General features: G+C 73.6%; 12 protein-coding genes and 1 riboswitch. Of the genes, 4 read left to right on the forward strand and 8 right to left on the reverse strand.

Translation table 11 applies throughout. The features are described 5' to 3' along the window. Window positions 1–5: 5 nt before the first annotated feature. The 5 genes from R6Y94_RS18330 to R6Y94_RS18350 are packed head-to-tail and all read right to left on the reverse strand — an operon-like array spanning window position 6 to window position 5767. On the reverse strand, window positions 6–980 hold the full coding sequence (locus tag R6Y94_RS18330) for an ABC transporter ATP-binding protein (RefSeq protein ID WP_318397086.1): 975 nt from the start codon (window positions 978–980) through the stop codon (window positions 6–8). After that, the gene (locus tag R6Y94_RS18335; RefSeq protein ID WP_318397087.1) at window positions 977–2182 is read right to left on the reverse strand and encodes an ABC transporter ATP-binding protein; all 1206 of its coding nucleotides are present in this window, start codon (window positions 2180–2182) and stop codon (window positions 977–979) included. Before R6Y94_RS18335 ends, R6Y94_RS18330 begins: the two co-directional genes overlap by 4 nt. Beyond that, window positions 2179–3102 (reverse strand): ABC transporter permease, encoded by a 924-nt coding sequence (locus R6Y94_RS18340; RefSeq protein WP_318397088.1) that lies wholly within the window; start codon window positions 3100–3102, stop codon window positions 2179–2181. The genes R6Y94_RS18335 and R6Y94_RS18340 overlap by 4 nt, the downstream gene beginning before the upstream one ends. Continuing rightward, window positions 3102–4085 (reverse strand): ABC transporter permease, encoded by a 984-nt coding sequence (locus R6Y94_RS18345; RefSeq protein WP_318397089.1) that lies wholly within the window; start codon window positions 4083–4085, stop codon window positions 3102–3104. Before R6Y94_RS18345 ends, R6Y94_RS18340 begins: the two co-directional genes overlap by 1 nt. A gap of 8 nt (window positions 4086–4093) precedes the next feature. Further along, window positions 4094–5767: an ABC transporter substrate-binding protein gene (locus tag R6Y94_RS18350; protein ID WP_318397090.1), complete on the reverse strand. Its 1674-nt coding sequence runs from the start codon at window positions 5765–5767 to the stop codon at window positions 4094–4096. A 327-nt stretch (window positions 5768–6094) separates the two neighbouring features. Beyond that, window positions 6095–6191, forward strand: a riboswitch (glycine riboswitch). Window positions 6192–6271: 80 nt separating this feature from the next. On the opposite strand from R6Y94_RS18350, the gene gcvP reads away from it, so the two are divergent. After that, entirely contained in the window at window positions 6272–9139 is a 2868-nt protein-coding gene (gcvP, locus tag R6Y94_RS18355) for an aminomethyl-transferring glycine dehydrogenase (RefSeq protein WP_318397091.1), read from the forward strand. A gap of 54 nt (window positions 9140–9193) precedes the next feature. On the opposite strand, the gene R6Y94_RS18360 is transcribed toward gcvP, so the two are convergent. After that, window positions 9194–9394, reverse strand: coding sequence for a DUF5999 family protein (locus tag R6Y94_RS18360; protein WP_101365960.1), 201 nt, complete (start codon window positions 9392–9394; stop codon window positions 9194–9196). A gap of 123 nt (window positions 9395–9517) precedes the next feature. On the opposite strand from R6Y94_RS18360, the gene R6Y94_RS18365 reads away from it, so the two are divergent. Further along, window positions 9518–10732, forward strand: coding sequence for a chorismate-binding protein (locus R6Y94_RS18365; protein WP_318397092.1), 1215 nt, complete (start codon window positions 9518–9520; stop codon window positions 10730–10732). Window positions 10733–10911: 179 nt separating this feature from the next. Here R6Y94_RS18365 and R6Y94_RS18370 read toward each other — a convergent pair whose 3' ends face one another. Together R6Y94_RS18370 and R6Y94_RS18375 are read right to left on the reverse strand one after the other, a co-directional pair. Then, a complete protein-coding gene (locus tag R6Y94_RS18370; protein ID WP_318397093.1) occupies window positions 10912–12147 on the reverse strand; it encodes an SWIM zinc finger family protein in 1236 nt (411 codons plus the stop codon). A 61-nt stretch (window positions 12148–12208) separates the two neighbouring features. Continuing rightward, the gene (locus tag R6Y94_RS18375) at window positions 12209–15058 is read right to left on the reverse strand and encodes a DEAD/DEAH box helicase (RefSeq protein ID WP_318397094.1); all 2850 of its coding nucleotides are present in this window, start codon (window positions 15056–15058) and stop codon (window positions 12209–12211) included. Between the two features lie 245 nt (window positions 15059–15303). Here R6Y94_RS18375 and def point away from each other — a divergent pair, with 245 nt between their 5' ends. After that, complete coding sequence (gene def / locus R6Y94_RS18380; RefSeq protein ID WP_318397095.1) at window positions 15304–15807, forward strand: peptide deformylase; 504 nt, start codon at window positions 15304–15306, stop codon at window positions 15805–15807. Between the two features lie 130 nt (window positions 15808–15937). After that, window positions 15938–16717, forward strand: a complete 780-nt coding sequence (locus R6Y94_RS18385; protein ID WP_318397096.1) for an endonuclease/exonuclease/phosphatase family protein — start codon at window positions 15938–15940, stop codon at window positions 16715–16717. Window positions 16718–16772: the final 55 nt, after the last annotated feature.

Genomic DNA, 16772 nt, shown 5'->3' on the forward strand with positions numbered 1-16772 from the left:
CGGCCCTAACCCGCGTCGGGCCGGCGCAGCCAGCACCGGGCCATGTGCCCGGCGGCGACCGGGAACTCCGGCACCCCGGTGCGGCAGACCTCCATCGCGGCCGGGCAGCGGTCCCGGAACAGGCAGCCGCCGCGGTCGGTGGCGGTCTGCTGCCCGCCGCGCAGCGCCCGCATCCCGCCCGGGGCGGCGGTACGCGGGCGGCCCGGGTCCGGCGCCGCCGACGCCAGCAGTTGGGTGTACGGGTGCGCGGGGCGCAGGATCACCTCGTCGCTGGGGCCGGACTCCACCACCTGCCCCCGGTACAACACCATGATCGACGAGGCGAAGTAGCGGGCGGTGGCGAGGTCGTGGGTGACGTACAGGACGGCCAGTTCCTCCTCCCGCTTGAGCCGGTCGATCAGATTGAGGATCTCCAGCCGGATCGACACGTCGAGCATCGACACCGGCTCGTCGGCGAGCAGGATCCGGGGCCGGGGCGCCAGGGCGCGGGCGATCGCGACCCGCTGCCGCTGCCCGCCGGACAGTTCGTGCGGCAGCCGGCGGGCGACCTGGTCGGCCGGGGTGAGGTTGACCCGGGTGAGCAGATCGCGCACGGCCGCCCGGACGTCGCCGCCGGACCGGGCGACCCCGTGCAGCCGCAGCGGCCGGCCCAGGTGGTATCCGACGGTGTGTGCCGGGTTCAGCGACCCGAACGGGTCCTGGAACACCATCTGCACGTCCCGACGGTAGCGGCGCACCGCCCGGCGGTCGGCGGCCAGCGGGGTGCCGTCGAGGCGGATCTCCCCGGCGGTCGGCCGGGTCAGCCGGACCAGCATCCGGGCGATCGTCGACTTGCCGCTGCCGCTCTCGCCGACCAGCGCCACCGTCTGCCCGGAGCGCAGTTCGAAGGAGACGTCGTCGACCGCCCGCAGGGTGCGGCGGTGCCGCCCGTCCCGCAGCGGGAAGTGCTTGCTCAGGTGGCTGACCGTCAGCGTGGTCACCGGCCGCCCCCTCCGGTCGACGGCTCCGGTCCGGTCCCCGGCGTCCCGTCCTCCTCGACCGGCGGCAGCGCACCGCGATTCTCGACCGGCGCCGGGGCGTCGGGGTGGGACGGCGGCCCGGGGTCCGGCGCCGGGGCGTCGGGGTCGAACCGGCCGGCCCGCAGCGCCGCCGGTGGGCCGGCCGGGCGCAGTACCGGGTCGTAGTGCAGGCAGGCGGCCCGGGTGGTGCCGGCGACCTTCAGCGGCGGGTCGGTGCGGTGGCAGGCGTCGAAGACGTACGGGCAGCGGGCGGTGAACGCGCAGCCGGCGAGCGGGCGGGACAGGTCGGGCGGGCTGCCGGGGATGCCGTGCAGCACCGCCCGGTCGCCCCGCAGGCTCGGGAAGGAGCGCAGCAGCCCGACCGTGTACGGGTGGGCCGGCGCGGCGTGCAGGTCGGCGGCGGGGCCGTACTCGACGATCCGGCCGCCGTACATGACGGCGAGCCGGTCGCTGATCTCCAGCAGCAGGGAGAGGTCGTGGGTGATGAAGACGACCGCGAAGCCGAACCGGGCCCGTAGCCGGTCGATCTCCTCCAGGATGTCGCGCTGCACCACCACGTCCAGCGCGGTGGTCGGCTCGTCCATCACCACCACGTCCGGGCGCAACGCCATCGCCATCGCGATCAGCACCCGCTGGCGCATCCCGCCGGAGAGTTCGTGCGGGTACGCCGAGAGCCGTTCCGGGCCGATCCCGACCAGGTCGAGCAGTTCCCGGCAGCGCTGTTCCCGGTCGGCGCGGCGCAGTTCGGGGCGGTGCGCGGTGAAGACGTCGGCGAGTTGCCGGCGTACCGACAGCACCGGGTTGAGTGCGTTCATCGCCCCCTGGAACACCATCGCGACCCGGTTCCAGCGGAACCGGCGCAGCGCCTCGCCGTGCAGCGTCGACAGGTCGACCGGCGGGCCGTCGGCGGGGTGGAAGACGACCTCGCCGGAGGCGAGTCGGCCAGGTGGCTTCAGCAGCCGGGTGATCGCGTACGCGAGGGTGGACTTGCCGCAGCCGCTCTCGCCGGCGATGCCGAGCACTTCGCCGCGGGCGAGGTCGAAGCTGACGTCGCGGACCGCCCGGACCGGGTCGGCGCCGTCGTAGACGACGCTCAGGTCGCGGACCGAGAGCACCACGTCGGTGCCGGTGACCGCCGGTGGGTCTGTGGTGTCGAGGGTCATGCCGGTCCGGTCCGTCGGGGGCGGCGGGTGACCCGCAGCCTCGGGTTGATCAGTTCGTCGAGACTGAAGTTGATCAGTGCGAGTCCGGCGCCGACCAGTGCGATGCAGAGCCCGGGCGGCACGAACCACCACCAGGCGCCCTGGGACAGCGCCTGCGAGTTCTGCGCGAAGTAGAGCATCGTGCCCCACGAGCCGGCGCCGCCGAGGCCGAGGAAGGCCAGCGCGGCCTCGGTGAGGATGCCGCCGATGACCGCGAAGACGAACTGGGCGGCGATCAGCGGCAGCAGGTTGGGCAGGATCTCGAAGGTGACGATCCGCCAGCCGGGTTCGCCGCTGACCCGGGCGGCGTCGACGTAGTCGCGGGAGCGCAGCGACAGGGTCTGCGCCCGCAGCACCCTGGCGGAGCCGGCCCAGGCGGTGATCGAGACGATCAGGGCGATCGCGAGGGCGCCCCGGGTCTGCACGTAGTCGGTGATCAGGACCACCAGTGGCAGGCCGGGCAGCACCAGGAAGACGTTGCTGACCAGCGAGAGGCTCTCGTCGGCGTGCCCGCCGGTGTAACCGCCGAGGACGCCGACCAGCACCGAGACGACGGTGGCGAGCAGCCCGACGACCAGGCCGACCAGCATCGAGCCGCGGGTGGCGGCGACGAGTTGCCGGAACACGTCCTGGCCGGTGGTGGTGGTGCCGAGCAGGTGTTCGGCGGAGGGGGCGAGCAGCCGGTCGTCGCTGACCAGGTTCGGGTCGTCGACCAGCAGCGGGCCGACCACGGCGACCAGGGCGAAGAAGCCGACGATGGCCAGCCCGGCGGCGAGTTTGCGGGACCGCAGCAGGCCACGCCAGCGGGGCCGCCGGGTCGGCACCACCACCCCGGGGACGACCTCGCCGGTCACGTCGCGCTGGGTTTCGATGGTCGCCATCAGCCGGCCTGCCGGGTACGGGGGTCGATCACCGCGTAGAGCAGGTCGACGACGAAGTTGGCGCCGAGCACCGCCAGCGAGATGACCAGGAAGATGCCCTGCAGCAGTGGATAGTCGGCGTTGGCGACCGCGGCGACCAGGCTCATCCCGACGCCGGGATAGGAGAAGACGATCTCGGTGGCGATGGAGCCGCTGACCACGAAGCCGAGGGTGATGGCGAACCCGGCGACGCTGGGCAGTACGGCGTTGCGTGCCGCGTACTGGATCATGATCCGGCGCGGACGCAGCCCCTTGGCCTCGGCGGTCAGCACGTAGTCCTCGGCCATGGTGGAGACCATCATGTTGCGCATCCCGAGCAGCCAGCCGGCGACCGAGGCGAGCACGATCGAGGCTGCCGGCAGGATGCCGTGGTAGATCGCGCTGCGCAGGAACGGCCAGTTGAACCCGATGGTGGTCTCGTAGCTGTAGCCGCTGTTGAGTGGAAACCAGCCGAGGACCCCGCCGAGCAGGTAGAGCAGCACCAGGGCGAGCCAGAAGTACGGGATGGCGGCCAGGAAGGTGGTGGTCGGCACCAGCGCGTCCAGCCAGGTGCCGCGGCGCCAGCCGGCGAGGGTGCCGAGGGTGATCCCGAGCAGCACGCTGAGCACGGTGGCGATGCCGACCATCACCACCGTCCACGGCAGGCTCTGGCTGAGCACCTTGGACACCGGGGTCGGGTAGTAGGCGACGGAGAGCCCGAACTCGCCACGCAGCAGGTTGCCGAGATAGCCGAGGTACTGCTGCCACAGCGGGTCGTCGGAGACCCCGAACTGCAACTCCAGGGCGCGGCGGGCCTCCGGCGACATCGGGGTCATGTTCTGGGTTTTGGCCAGTACGGCGTCGACCGGGTTGCCCTTGATCAGCCGGGGGATCAGGAAGTTGAGGGTGACCGCCGCCCAGACCGCGACCAGATAGAACAGCGCCTTGCGCCGCAGGTAGCGCATCGGGCGGCTCAGCCGGCCGGGGTGAGGTTCTTGGCCACGATCCCCATGTCCGGCCCGTTGTACGGGGTGGTCAGCGCGTAGTGGTTCTGCTCGGTGGGGAAGTTGCCGAGGTTCTCGGTGCGGTATTCGATCAGCGAGGCGGACTGCTGGATCGGGATGTACGGCAGCTCCTCGACGATCACATCCTGGATCTTGAACAGTTGTTCCCTGATCGCGTCCCGCTGGTCCGGCGGGGTGGTCTCCATCACCAGCAGGGCGGCGTCGACCGCCGCGTTGCGGAACCGGCCGTAGTTGGAGCCGGCCTGCTGGCCCAACGGGGCGGTCCGCTTGCTGGAGAACGCCCGGCTGTACCAGGAGTACGCGGTGCCCTCGCTGTAGAGATTGGTGATGATCACGTCGAAGTCGCCGGTCTGCTGGTCGGTGGAGAAGGCGGTGAACGACACCTCCTGGGTCTTCATCTCGATCCCGACCGACTTCAGCGACTGGGTCATGATCTGGAGCGCGGAGATGTAGTCGTTGTAGCCCTGCACCACCTTGACGGTGAAGGACAGTCGCCGGCCGGCCTTGGCGTAGACCCCGTCGGCGCCCTTGGCCCAGCCGTCGGCCTGGAGGGTCTGCTCGGCCCGGGCCGGGTCGAACTCCAGCTTGCGGTCCTTGTACTCCGGTTTGATGTAGTCGTCCCAGAGCGGCCGGGGCAGCTGGGCCGGGCTGGCCTGCTTGCCGTACCCGGAGAAGGCCAGCCGGATGATCTGGTCGCGGTCCAGGGCCAGGCTGACCGCCTTGCGCACCGCGGCGCTGTCGAACGGTGCCCGGTCCAGGTTCGGGATCAGGTTGGTCAGGTAGAGCTGCGACTCGTTGAGGTACTTGTTGTGCTCCGGGTCCTTGCTCACGTACTGCTTCTCGATGTCGGCGATGAACGACCCGGCCCAGTCGAGCTGCCCGGCGGCGAGCGCCGCGATCGCGCTGTCCGCGCTGGCGAACTGGTGGAACCGCATCCCCTTGATCTTCGGCTTGCCGGCCTCCCAGTAGCTGGGGTTACGCTCGAAGACGTAGTTCTGCTGGCTGAACGAGGCCAGCGTGAACGCGCCGGTGCCGACCGGCTTCTCGTTGGTGAAGGCGGACGGGTCGGCGATGCTCGACCAGAGGTGCTTGGGCACGATCCAGGTCCGGCCGGCGATCAGGTTGAGCCGGGTGTAGACGCCCTGGCTGAACGTGACCGAGACGTGCGTGGGGTCGGCGGCGACCGCCTCGACGATCGGCAGGCCGTTCTGGTTGAGCTTCGGGTTGTCCCGGATCAGGTTGAAGGTGAACGCCACGTCCTCGGCCGAGAACGGCTTCCCGTCGCTCCACGTCACCCCCTCCCGGATGGTGAAGTTCAGCCGCCGGCCGTCGTCGGCGAACTCGTAGCCGGTGGCGAGCTGTGGTTGCACGTCGTCGGCGCGGGCGGCGTTGAAGTAGAGCAGCGACTCGTAGAGCACGCTCATCGTGCCGGCGACGCTGTTCTGGGAGAACGGGTTGAAGTTGGGCACGAACCCGGCGTTCGCCCCGGAGAAGACATTGATGATCTTGCCCTCAGTGTCGGTGGACCGGTCGCCGTCGTCGCCGCAACCGGCGGTCACACCGACGGCCAGCGTCGCCGTGGCCAGCGCGGCGAGCAGCCGGCGCGCGAGGATGGGGCGCATCGTTGCCTCCCGGGTCGAGGGATTTCGGACGGGTTGCCACCTGGTGTCCGGGGCAGGTGAGATCGATGACAACACCGAACCGGTTCAGAGTCAATAGATGGAAAGCGATTCCATCGGGTACCGGAACGGCGGGCCGGGCATGCACGGCGAGAGCTGAAAGCGGCCGGAACGGTGGGCGGTGCAGCGCCACTTAACCGGTTCTGCCGATGCCGGCGGACCGGAAGAGCGGCGACCGCCCCGCCAGGTCGGCCGGCGCTGACGGTGGTCAACGAGGAACGGCCGAAACCCGGAGGAAATCCGGTCACTGGTACCGTTGCCAACGCCGACAACACTCGCGAGCGAGAGACCGCCCGGCAGGCTGGGGCGGCGCCGAAGGGGCAAATCCTCCCCGGAACCTCTCAGGCAAAAGGAGCCCGCGGGCAGGCGACTGTGGAGCGCCCGCGACGTCGCGGAGCGTGACAGAGGGGGAGGTTGCAGCGTCGACCTCGCCCGGGAGTGTCCCCCATGACCACAGCGCAGTACCCCACCCGTGACGGCGGGCAGTTCGCCGACCGGCACATCGGCCCCGACGCCGACGCCGAGCGCCGGATGCTGGAGACCGTCGGCTACCACTCGGTCGACGACCTGATGGACGCCGCGATCCCCGAGGTGATCCGCTGGACCGGCAACCTCGACCTGCCGCCGGCCGCCACCGAGGAGGAGGTGGCCGCCGAACTGCGCGCGCTGGCCGCCCGGAACACCGCCGCCGTCTCCATGATCGGCCTGGGCTACTCCGGCACCCACACCCCGGCGGTGATCCGCCGCAACGTGCTGGAGAACCCGGCCTGGTACACCGCGTACACGCCGTACCAGCCGGAGATCAGCCAGGGCCGCCTCGAAGCGCTGCTGAACTTCCAGACCATGGTCACCGACCTGACCGGGCTGGCCACCGCGAACGCCTCCATGCTCGACGAGGGCACCGCCGCGGCCGAGGCGATGACCCTCGCCCGCCGCGCCGGCAAGAACAAGAGCCAGGTGTACGTCGTCGACGCCGACACCCTGCCGCAGACCCTCGCCGTACTGGCCACCCGGGCCGAGCCGCTCGGCATCGAGGTACGCGTGCTCGACCTTTCCACCGAGCCGCTGCCGGCGGAGTTCTTCGGCCTGCACCTGCAGTACCCGGGCGCCTCCGGCTCGGTCCGCGAGCACACCGGGCTGGTCGAGGCCGCGCACGGCGCCGGGGCACTGGTGACGGTCGCCGCCGACCTGCTCGCGCTGACCCTGCTCCGCGCACCCGGCGAGATCGGCGCCGACATCGCCGCCGGCACCACCCAGCGGTTCGGCGTACCGATGGGCTTCGGTGGCCCGCACGCCGGCTACCTGGCGGTCCGGGCCGGCCTGGAGCGGATGCTGCCCGGCCGGCTGGTCGGAGTCTCCCGGGACGCGGCCGGCGACCCCGCCTACCGGCTGGCGTTGCAGACCCGGGAACAGCACATCCGCCGGGAGAAGGCGACCAGCAACATCTGCACCGCACAGGTGCTGCTCGCCGTGATGGCCAGCATGTACGCCGTCTACCACGGCCCGGCCGGACTGCGGGCGATCGCCGAACGGACCCACCGGCGGGCCGCCACCCTGGCCGCCGGGCTGCGCACCCTCGACGCCGTCGAGGTGGTGCACGAGGCGTTCTTCGACACCGTGCTGGCCCGGTTCCCGGGCCGGGCCGCCGAGGTGGTCGCCGAGGCCCGGCGCCGCGGGGTCAACCTGCGGCTGGTCGACGCCGACCAGGTCGGGATCGCCTGCGACGAGACCACCACCGAGGCGCACCTGGCGACCGTCCGGGACGCCTTCGGCGCCGTCGCCGGCCAGACCGTGGCCCCGGCCACCGGGCAGCCGGCGTCCGCGTTGCCGGCCGGCCTCACCCGGGCCAGCGAATACCTGACCCACCCGGTCTTCCGGTCGCACCACTCCGAGACGGCGATGCTGCGCTACCTGCGCCGGCTCGCCGACCTCGACTACGCGCTGGACCGGGGCATGATCCCGCTCGGCTCCTGCACCATGAAGCTGAACGCCACCACCGAGATGGAGCCGGTGAGCTGGCCGGAGTTCGCCGATGTGCACCCGTTCGCCCCGGACGAGCAGACCGCCGGCTACCGCGACCTGGTCGCCGCCCTGGAGGGCTGGCTCGCCGAGGTGACCGGCTACGACGCGGTCAGCGTCCAGCCGAACGCCGGCTCGCAGGGCGAACTCGCCGGACTGCTGGCGATCCGCGCCTACCACCGCGACCGGGGCGAGGCGCACCGGGACGTCTGCCTGATCCCGTCCTCGGCGCACGGCACCAACGCGGCCAGCGCGGTGATGGCCGGAATGCGGGTGGTGGTGGTCGGCTGCGACGCCGACGGCGACATCGACCTGGCCGACCTGGACCGCAAGATCGAGGCGCACCGGGACACCCTCGCCGCGATCATGGTCACCTACCCGTCCACCCACGGGGTGTACGAGGGCGGCATCGCCGCGCTCTGCGCGAGGGTGCACGACGCCGGCGGCCAGGTGTACGTCGACGGCGCCAACCTCAACGCCCTGCTCGGGTACGCCAAGCCGGGCCGATTCGGCGCCGACGTGTCACACCTGAACCTGCACAAGACGTTCTGCATTCCGCACGGCGGCGGCGGGCCCGGGGTCGGCCCGGTGGCGGTCCGGGCACACCTGGCGGCGTACCTGCCCGGCGACCCGCTCGGCTCCGCCGGGGCGGGCCGGCCGGCGGTCTCGGCGGCCCGGTACGGCTCGGCCGGGATTCTGCCGATCCCGTGGGCGTACCTGCGGCTGATGGGGCCGGACGGGCTGCGCCGGGCCACCGGGGTGGCGGTACTGGCCGCCAACTACGTCGCGGCCCGGCTGCGCGGGCACTACCCGGTGCTGTACGCCGGCAACAAGGGCCTGGTCGCGCACGAGTGCATCCTCGACCTGCGGCCGCTGACCAAGGCGACCGGGGTCAGCGTGGACGACGTGGCGAAGCGGCTGATCGACTACGGCTTCCACGCCCCGACGATGTCGTTCCCGGTCGCCGGCACCCTGATGGTGGAGCCGACCGAGAGCGAGGACCTGGCCGAACTCGACCGGTTCTGCGATGCGATGATCGCGATCCGGGCGGAGATCGACAAGGTCGGTGCGGGGGACTGGCCGAAGGGGGACAACCCGCTCGCCAACGCGCCGCACACCGCGGCGATGGTGACCGGCGACGAGTGGCCGCATCCGTACCCGCGGTCGGTGGCCAGCTATCCGGGCGGGGTCGACCGGCGGGCGAAGTACTGGCCGCCGGTACGCCGGATCGACGGCGCCTACGGAGACCGCAATCTGGTCTGCGCCTGCCCCCCGCCGGACGCGTTCGAGAACTGACAACGGGTGATCGGCCGGCGAATCCGGCGCCGGCCGATCACTGTAAGTGATAGATCAGCCGACCAGGGCGTGCCGGGCCGGACCGCGGTGCGGCGCTATGGTGCTGCCGTCGGGCAGCAGTTCGCCGGTGTCCTCGAAGAGGATGACGCCATTGCAGAGCAGGCTCCACCCCTGCTCACGGAAGCAGGCGAGGACGCGGGCCGCTTCCCGGTCGGTTGCTTCAGCGGAGGGGCAGGTCGGTTCGTGCTGGCACATCGGGTTCTCCGGACTATGGGGGCGCTGTGGCATGGTTCACATGACCAGTGACGGACGGTACCCCCTTACGCCCAGTGATGACGAGCGGGTATCCGTCTCTGACCGAGGAAATCCACTTTTCGGATGAGGCAGATCCACCCGTACGTCGTGGAAGCGCTCCCATTCGCGCCGCCGGGAGCGCCGGCGGGCTGCGTACCCCGGCTCGTAGAGCACGACCGGTTTCAATGCCGGGCCGACGGCCCGGACGACCCCGCCACACTGCTGGAGGAGTTCCTCGCCGGACACGGCCTCCCGGTCCGCGACCTGACCCGCCCCGGCGTCCATCCGCCGGAGGGCCCGGCCGGCACCGTCTGCGGCGCCGCCGTCTTCGTCTCCGCCGCCGCCGGAGCCCGGATGGTCGGCGCGGCGACCGGCCCGGCCAGCCCGGCACCCGCCGTCCCCGACCTGGTCGCGGTGGTCTACCGGCACGGCACCGTCCCGGCCGGCGGTCCGCTCCGGCGGCACCGGGCCGACGACTGGCAGCTCGGCCCGTGGACCGAGAGCTGGACCCCGCAGCGGCACGCCGACGCGGTACGGCAGGCCCGGGAAGCCATCGCGGCCGGCGACATCTACCAGGTCAACGTCGTCGGACACGGCTGGGCCCGGTACGCCGGAGACCCGCTGCCGGCGTTGCACCGGTTGGCCCGGCTGCCCGGCGCCCGGTACGGCGGCGTGCTCACCGGCGCCGGCTGGGCGATCGGCTGCGCCTCACCGGAAACCCTGGTCGAGGTGACCGACGGTACGGTGCACACCCGGCCGATCAAGGGCACCCGGCCGGCGACCGGCCCCGGGCGGCGGGAGCTGCTGGAGTCCGCCAAGGAACGCGCCGAGCACGTGATGATCGTCGACCTGGAGCGCAACGACCTGGCCCGGATCGCCCGTACCGGCACCGTTCGGGTCGACCAGCTCTACGCCATCCGGCGCTGGTCCGACCTGTGGCAGGCCGAGTCGACCGTCTCGGCCACCCTTGCCGACGGGCGGGGCCTGGCCGACCTGCTCCGCGCGGTCTGCCCCGGCGGGTCGGTCACCGGCGCGCCCAAGCTCGCCGCGCTGGCCCAGATCGCCGCCCTCGAACCGGTCGGCCGGGGCGCCGGCATGGGCGGGTTGGGCTGGATCGGCCCGGACCGGATCGACCTGGGGCTGACCATCCGGACCGTCGCGGTCGACGCCGACCGGGTGCACGTCTGGGCCGGCGGCGGCATCACCTGGGGCAGCGACCCGGCGGCCGAGGTCGCCGAGGCGGCCGCCAAGTCCGGCCCGGTCCGGGCCATCCTGGCCGGCCACCACCGGCCCCGCTGACCACCCCGGCACGGGCGCCCACGACGGGGCCGGCGAGGTCCCCGTCCCGCGTCGGCTCCGCCGACCGCCGCCGTCCGAGGTCGTCAGCACCGGTGGCATCCCCCGTCCTGCCTCGCCGGAGGCGGCGGCGTCCCCCCGTCCGGCGGCGGCAGGCCGATCCCGGGCGACCGGCGGGTCGGTCAGTCGCCGAGCAGGTCGGCCAGCGCGTCGGCCGGGTCGTCGCGGGGTACCCCGGCCGGCCACCAGTCGCCGTCGGCCCGCTCCCGGTACGGGTACCAGCGGCCGTCGCGGCCGTACCGCAACTGGGCCCGGTGCCGGGGAAACGTCCACCGGTTGCGCCACACCTGCGGCTCCGGCGGGTCGTCACCGGCCCAGCCTGCGGTCAGGTCGGCCCGGGCCCGGGCCACCCGTACCGGCGGCGGGGTCCACGGCTCGTCCAGCACCGAAAGACCGGCGTGGCCGCCGTACTCCCAGGCCCGTACCGCCCGGCTGAACTCCCGGGCGGTACGGGCGCCGGCCTGCCGCAGCCGGGCCAGCACCGGACCGCCGGCCCCGACGGCGAGCCGGACGGCGTCCACCCGCTCCGGCAGCGGCCCGTCGCCGTCCGGGGCGGCCCGAAGCAGCGCGGCGGCCCGGACGGCGGCGTTGTCGACCAGCCCGCGCAGCACCTCCGCCGCGATCCCCGGCCCGTCCGGCAGCGCGGGCCCGGACACCCCGGACTCCGGCGGTGGCGGCGGGGCGGGCAGCGGCGGATCCGGCCGGGCGTACGCCCGCACGGCCGGCACCCCGGCGCCGGGTCGACCGGCCGGCACCGCCGACGGCGCCTCCGCGGCCGGCCGGTGGACCCGGCGGCGCAGCTCGGCGAGAACCTCCCGGGCGCCCCGGCCCCGGATCAGCAGCAGCAGGAACGGGTCGGCGTCGAGCAGCCAGGCCACCTGGTAGCAGAGCGCGGCGGCGTGCCGGCACGCCGCCGCGGCCCACTCCGGGCAGTCGCACTCCGGCTGCAGGTCGCCGAGTCCGGGCAGCAGGGCGATCCCGGCATCGTCGGCCGCCGACGCCAGGTCGCGCGGCATCTCCCCGTCCAGCAGCGCGGCGATGTGCCCGGCCTTCGCCGCCACCTGGTCGGAGAACCGGGACCACTGCGCGTCGGTCATCGGCTCCACGAAGACCCGGGTCCGGTACGGCAGGTCCCGCACCCCGTCGTGCACCTCGGCCGCGATCCGGCCCGGGCTGACGGTGATCGAGCCGACGTGCCCGGCCGACGCCGACCGCCGCCCCCGGCGCAGCAGGGTCTGGTCCAGCGAGGTGTCCTCCAGGGCGCGGATCCAGGCATCCCCCCACCAGGAGCGGCTGCTCCGGGCACGCCGCCCCGGCGGGAACGCCGGAAAGCCCCGGACCCGGTCGTCGCCGCTCATCGGCCCCCACCCTTCCCAGCCGGCCCGAAGCCGTCGTACCGCGCCCGGTCGACGATCCCGGTCATGCCGGCCCGCGCAACTCGACCAGGGACGCCAGTTCGGCGTCGGAGAGTTCGGTCAACGCCGCCTCGCCACCGGTGAGCACCGCGTCGGCGAGGTTCCGCTTGACGGCGAGCAGGGCGGCGATCCGGTCCTCGACCGTCCCCTCGGTGACCAGCCGGTGCACCTGCACCGGCCGGGTCTGCCCGATCCGGTACGCCCGGTCGGTGGCCTGCTCCTCGACGGCCGGGTTCCACCACCGGTCGTAGTGCACCACGTGGTCGGCCCGGGTCAGGTTCAGCCCCGTCCCGGCCGCCCGCAGCGACAGCAGGAAGACCGGCACCTCGCCGGCCTGGAACCGGCGTACCTGCTCGTCGCGGCGGGTCACCGGGGTGCCGCCGTGCAGTAGTTGGGCCGGTACGCCCCGGGCGGCGAGGTGCCGCTCGATCAGCCGGGCCATCGCAACGTACTGGGTGAAGACCAGCACCGCGCCGTGCTCGGCGAGGATCGTGTCGACCAGCTCGTCGAGCAGCTCCAGCTTGCCGGAGCGGCCGGCCAGCCGGGGCCGTGTCTCCCGCAGGTAGTGCGCCGGATGGTTGCAGACCTGCTTCAACGAGGTCAGCAGCTCCAGCACCAGGCCCCGGCGCGCCATCCCGGTGCTGTCCCGGATCCGCGCCAACGTCTCGCGGACGACCGCCTCGTAGAGGCCGGCCTGCTCGCCGGTCAACCCGACCGGATGGTCGGTCTCGGTCTTCGGCGGCAGCTCCGGCGCGATCCCCGGATCCGACTTGCGGCGGCGCAGCAGGAACGGCGCGATCAGCCGGGCCAGCCGTCCCGCCGCCGCCGGATCCCGACCGGACTCGATCGGCGCCGCCCACCGGGCCCGGAACCGGGGCAGCGGGCCGAGCAGCCCGGGGGTGGTCCAGTCCAGGATCGCCCACAGCTCGGTCAGGTTGTTCTCCACCGGGGTACCGGTGAGGGCGACCCGGGCGGCGGCCGGGATCCGGCGCAGCGCCCGGGCGGTACCCGAGGCGCGGTTCTTCACGTGCTGCGCCTCGTCGGCGACGACCAGGCCCCACCGCACGGCGGCGAGCCGGTCGACGTCGGAGCGCATCGTCCCGTACGTGGTGAGCAGGAACCCGTCGGTCAGCGCGTCCAGGCTGCGCCGGCCGCCGTGGAAACGGCGTACCGGGGTGCCGGGGGCGAACCGGCCGATCTCGCGCTCCCAGTTGCCCAGCAGCGAGGCGGGGCAGACCACCAGGGTCGGGCCGGCGGTCGCCGGATCCACCTGCCGGTGCAGGTGCAGCGCGATCAGCGTGACCGTCTTGCCGAGCCCCATGTCGTCGGCGAGACAGCCGCCCAGCCCCAGCTCCGTCATCCGGGCCAGCCAGCGCAGCCCGCGCAACTGGTAGTCCCGGAGCGTGCCGGTCAGCCCGGCCGGCACCCCGACCCGCGCCGGGTCGGCCCCGGCGGCCGGCTCCGGGTCGGCGATCCGGAGCCGCAGCCCGGCCAGCCAGCCGGTGGCGTCGACCTCCACCGGCCGCCCGTCGACCTCGACCGTCCCGGTCAGCGCGGCGCCGAGCGCCTCGATCGCGCCGACCGGCGGCAGTCCCGGCTTGCGGGCCCGGGCGGCCAGCTCCGGGTCGACGAGTACCCACTGGTCGCGCAGCCGGACCACCGGCCGGTGCGCCTCGGCGAGCAGGTCCAGCTCGTCGGCGGTCAGTGGCCGCCCGCCGAGGGCGAGCTGCCAGTCGACCTGGAGCAGCCCGTCACCGCCGAAGAAGGCGGCCAGGTCCGACGGCGGCTCGTCGGCGGCGCCGAGCACCGCCCGGGAGGTCAGCCCGGCGGTCAGCTCCCGGGGCCAGTGCACCGCCACCCCGACCGCGCCGAGCCGACCGGCGGCGTCGACCAGTTCGGTGACCTCCTCGTCGGTGAGCAGGAGTTCGTCCGGGACGGCGGTGTCGAGCAGGTGCCGCAGCGGCGGCCAGACTCCGGCGGCGCGGCGGATCGCCAGCGTGGTGTCGAGCCGGGCCCGGGGCCCGAACCCGGCGACGTCGCCCTGCCACAGCACGGCGGCGTCGACCACCAGCGCCGGGTCGACGAGGCTGTGCACCTGCACCACCGCCCGCAGTCCGGGCCGGGTGAAGTCGCCGTCGATCGGCTCCAGGCGCACCGCGACGCGTACCCCGGAGTCGAGACCGGCGCGGACCTCCTCCGCCCAGCCGCGCAGCCGGGGTACCGGCTGCGGCGCCGTCGCGGCGAACGCGTCGGTGCCGGCGGCGTGCCGGGCGGCGGGGGACCGGGGCAGGGTGTCGGCGACCGCGTCGAGGAACCCGCGCAGCAGGCCGGCCGCGTCCGGCAGGATCGGGCCGTCCGGTGTCGCCCCGTCCGCCAGGGCCGGATTCGCCCGCGCCCGGGCGGGCATCGCCGCCGCGAGTTCCCCGATCCGGCCCGCGTCGGCCGCGTCCAGCGCCCCGACCGTCCAGGCGTCGAAACCGGCCGGTGACACCGTCGGCAGGATCCGGCGCCGGGCCACCAGGTGCAGGGCCAGCACGGTCGCCGCCGCCCAGTACGCCAGGGCTGGATCGGCCGGGGCAGGATCGGCCAGCAGCAGCGGCAGCGCGTCGCCGACCGGCAGCCGGCGCGCCGGCACCACCCGGGCCCGCACTCCGGCCCCGTCCGACACGGCGACCGTCAGCTCACCGCCCCGACCCGGGCAGTCGTCCGGCAGCGGACCGCCGTCCGGCCGCCAGAACGCCAGCACACCGGTGCGGGGCGGATCGGCCGGCTCGAACACCACCGCGCAGCCCGCCGGCCACCGGTCGTCCGTGCCCGCGAGACGCGTGTCCCGGGACCGCTGGGTGCGGGACACGCTCCCGGATTCCGACGTCGCGTTCGGCCGCATCTCCGGTCCTGCCCCCTCGTCCGCCAGCCGCCCCGACCCGGAACCACCGCCCCCTGGCGGGGCGCCTCCCGCTCACGAGGCCCGGCCATTATACCGTATGGCGTACGGGAAACCCTTCGGGCCGCATCCGCCCGCACCCCGGACCGCCCGGCCACGCCGCCGCAGAGCGCGCCGAGCGGCCGGGCGGGTAACGAACCGATAGGGTTCCGGTCATGACGATGCGGCCCATCCGGATCATCGGAGACCCCGTGCTCCGCACCCCGTCCGAACCGGTCACCAGCTTCGACGCCGAACTACGCGACCTGGTCACCGACCTGATGGACACCCTCCTCGGCGCACCCGGCCGAGCCGGAGTCGCCGCACCGCAGATCGGCATCAGCGCCCAGGTCTTCGTCTACGACGCCGACGCGCACCGCGGCCACCTGGTCAACCCCACCCTCGAACTCTCCGCCGAAACGCAGAACGACGACGAGGGCTGCCTCTCCGTCCCCGGCCTCTACTTCCCGACCCCGCGCGCCATGCACGCCACCGCACACGGCTTCGACCAGTACGGCGAACCCGTCACCATCACCGGCAGCGGCTTCCTCGCCCGGGCCCTCCAGCACGAGACCGACCACCTCGCCGGCCGCCTCTACGTCGACACCCTGCGCGGCGACACCCGACGCCGCGCCCTCCGGGAAATCCGCGCCGGACGGTTCGCCACCCCCGACCGGTGACCGTCAGCGGTCCCGCCGCCGCCGCAACCAGATGCCGGCCGCGCCCAGCGCCACGAACACCAGCGCGGAACAACACAGCGCTTTGAAGATCACGCCGAAACTGTCGCACATCCCGCCGTAAGGTGTGCAGGTGCGCCTGGCAACCTTCAACGTGCTGCATGGCCGATCCCCACACGACGGCCTCGTCGACGAGACCCGGCTCGCCACCGCGGTCGCCACCCTCGACGCCGACATCCTGGCCCTCCAGGAGGTCGACCGGGACCAGTCCCGCAGCAACCACCTCGACCTCACCGCCATCGCCGCGAGCGCGATGAACGCCCCCGAACACCGGTTTGCCGCCGCCATCGTCGGCACCCCCGGCGAACAACTCCGGCCACTGACCCACGACGACGACGGCCACGGTGAGCCCCTCTACGGCATCGGGCTGATCAGCCGCTACCCGGTCCGCTCCTGGCAGGTCACCCGCCTCGCCCCGATACCCCTACGCTCCCCGGTGATCGACCCAGGCCCACACGGCCGCATCGTCCTGCTCCGCGACGAACCCCGAGTCGTCCTCACCGCCATCCTCGACACCCCGTACGGGCCGATCACCGCCGCCGCCACCCACCTCTCCTTCGTACCCGGCTGGAACATCCGGCAACTGCGCCAGGTCGTCCGCGCCCTGCGTACCCTGCCCCCGCCCCGGATCCTGCTCGGCGACCTCAACCTGCCGGCCGGACTCGCCACCCTCGCCTCCGGCTGGCGCTCACTGGCCCGCCGCCCCACCTACCCGGCCAGGCAACCGCGGGTCCAACTCGACCACATCCTCGCCGACCCGCGCGGCGGGCACCCGCTGCCCGCGGTCACCGCCGTCAACGCCCCGATCACCACCATCTCCGACCACCGGCCGCTCGTCGTCGACCTCGCCTGACAGAGACCCCGACCGGCCCGGCCATCCGGTAGACCCGTCCCCCGAGCCGACCCGG

The sequence above is a fragment of the Plantactinospora sp. KLBMP9567 genome, from assembly GCF_033446045.1.
GTDB lineage: Bacteria > Actinomycetota > Actinomycetes > Mycobacteriales > Micromonosporaceae > Plantactinospora.

Excerpts from the sequence above, each read along its gene's own strand:
- R6Y94_RS18335 (WP_318397087.1), bottom strand. The coding sequence starts at position 2,182 with ATGACCCTCGACACCACAGACCCACCGGCGGTCACCGGCACCGACGTG.
- R6Y94_RS18340 (WP_318397088.1), bottom strand. The coding sequence starts at position 3,102 with ATGGCGACCATCGAAACCCAGCGCGACGTGACCGGCGAGGTCGTCCCC.
- R6Y94_RS18345 (WP_318397089.1), bottom strand. The coding sequence starts at position 4,085 with ATGCGCTACCTGCGGCGCAAGGCGCTGTTCTATCTGGTCGCGGTCTGG.
- R6Y94_RS18350 (WP_318397090.1), bottom strand. The coding sequence starts at position 5,767 with ATGCGCCCCATCCTCGCGCGCCGGCTGCTCGCCGCGCTGGCCACGGCG.
- gcvP (WP_318397091.1), top strand. The coding sequence starts at position 6,272 with ATGACCACAGCGCAGTACCCCACCCGTGACGGCGGGCAGTTCGCCGAC.
- R6Y94_RS18360 (WP_101365960.1), bottom strand. The coding sequence starts at position 9,394 with ATGTGCCAGCACGAACCGACCTGCCCCTCCGCTGAAGCAACCGACCGG.
- R6Y94_RS18365 (WP_318397092.1), top strand. The coding sequence starts at position 9,518 with ATGAGGCAGATCCACCCGTACGTCGTGGAAGCGCTCCCATTCGCGCCG.
- R6Y94_RS18370 (WP_318397093.1), bottom strand. The coding sequence starts at position 12,147 with ATGAGCGGCGACGACCGGGTCCGGGGCTTTCCGGCGTTCCCGCCGGGG.
- def (WP_318397095.1), top strand. The coding sequence starts at position 15,304 with ATGACGATGCGGCCCATCCGGATCATCGGAGACCCCGTGCTCCGCACC.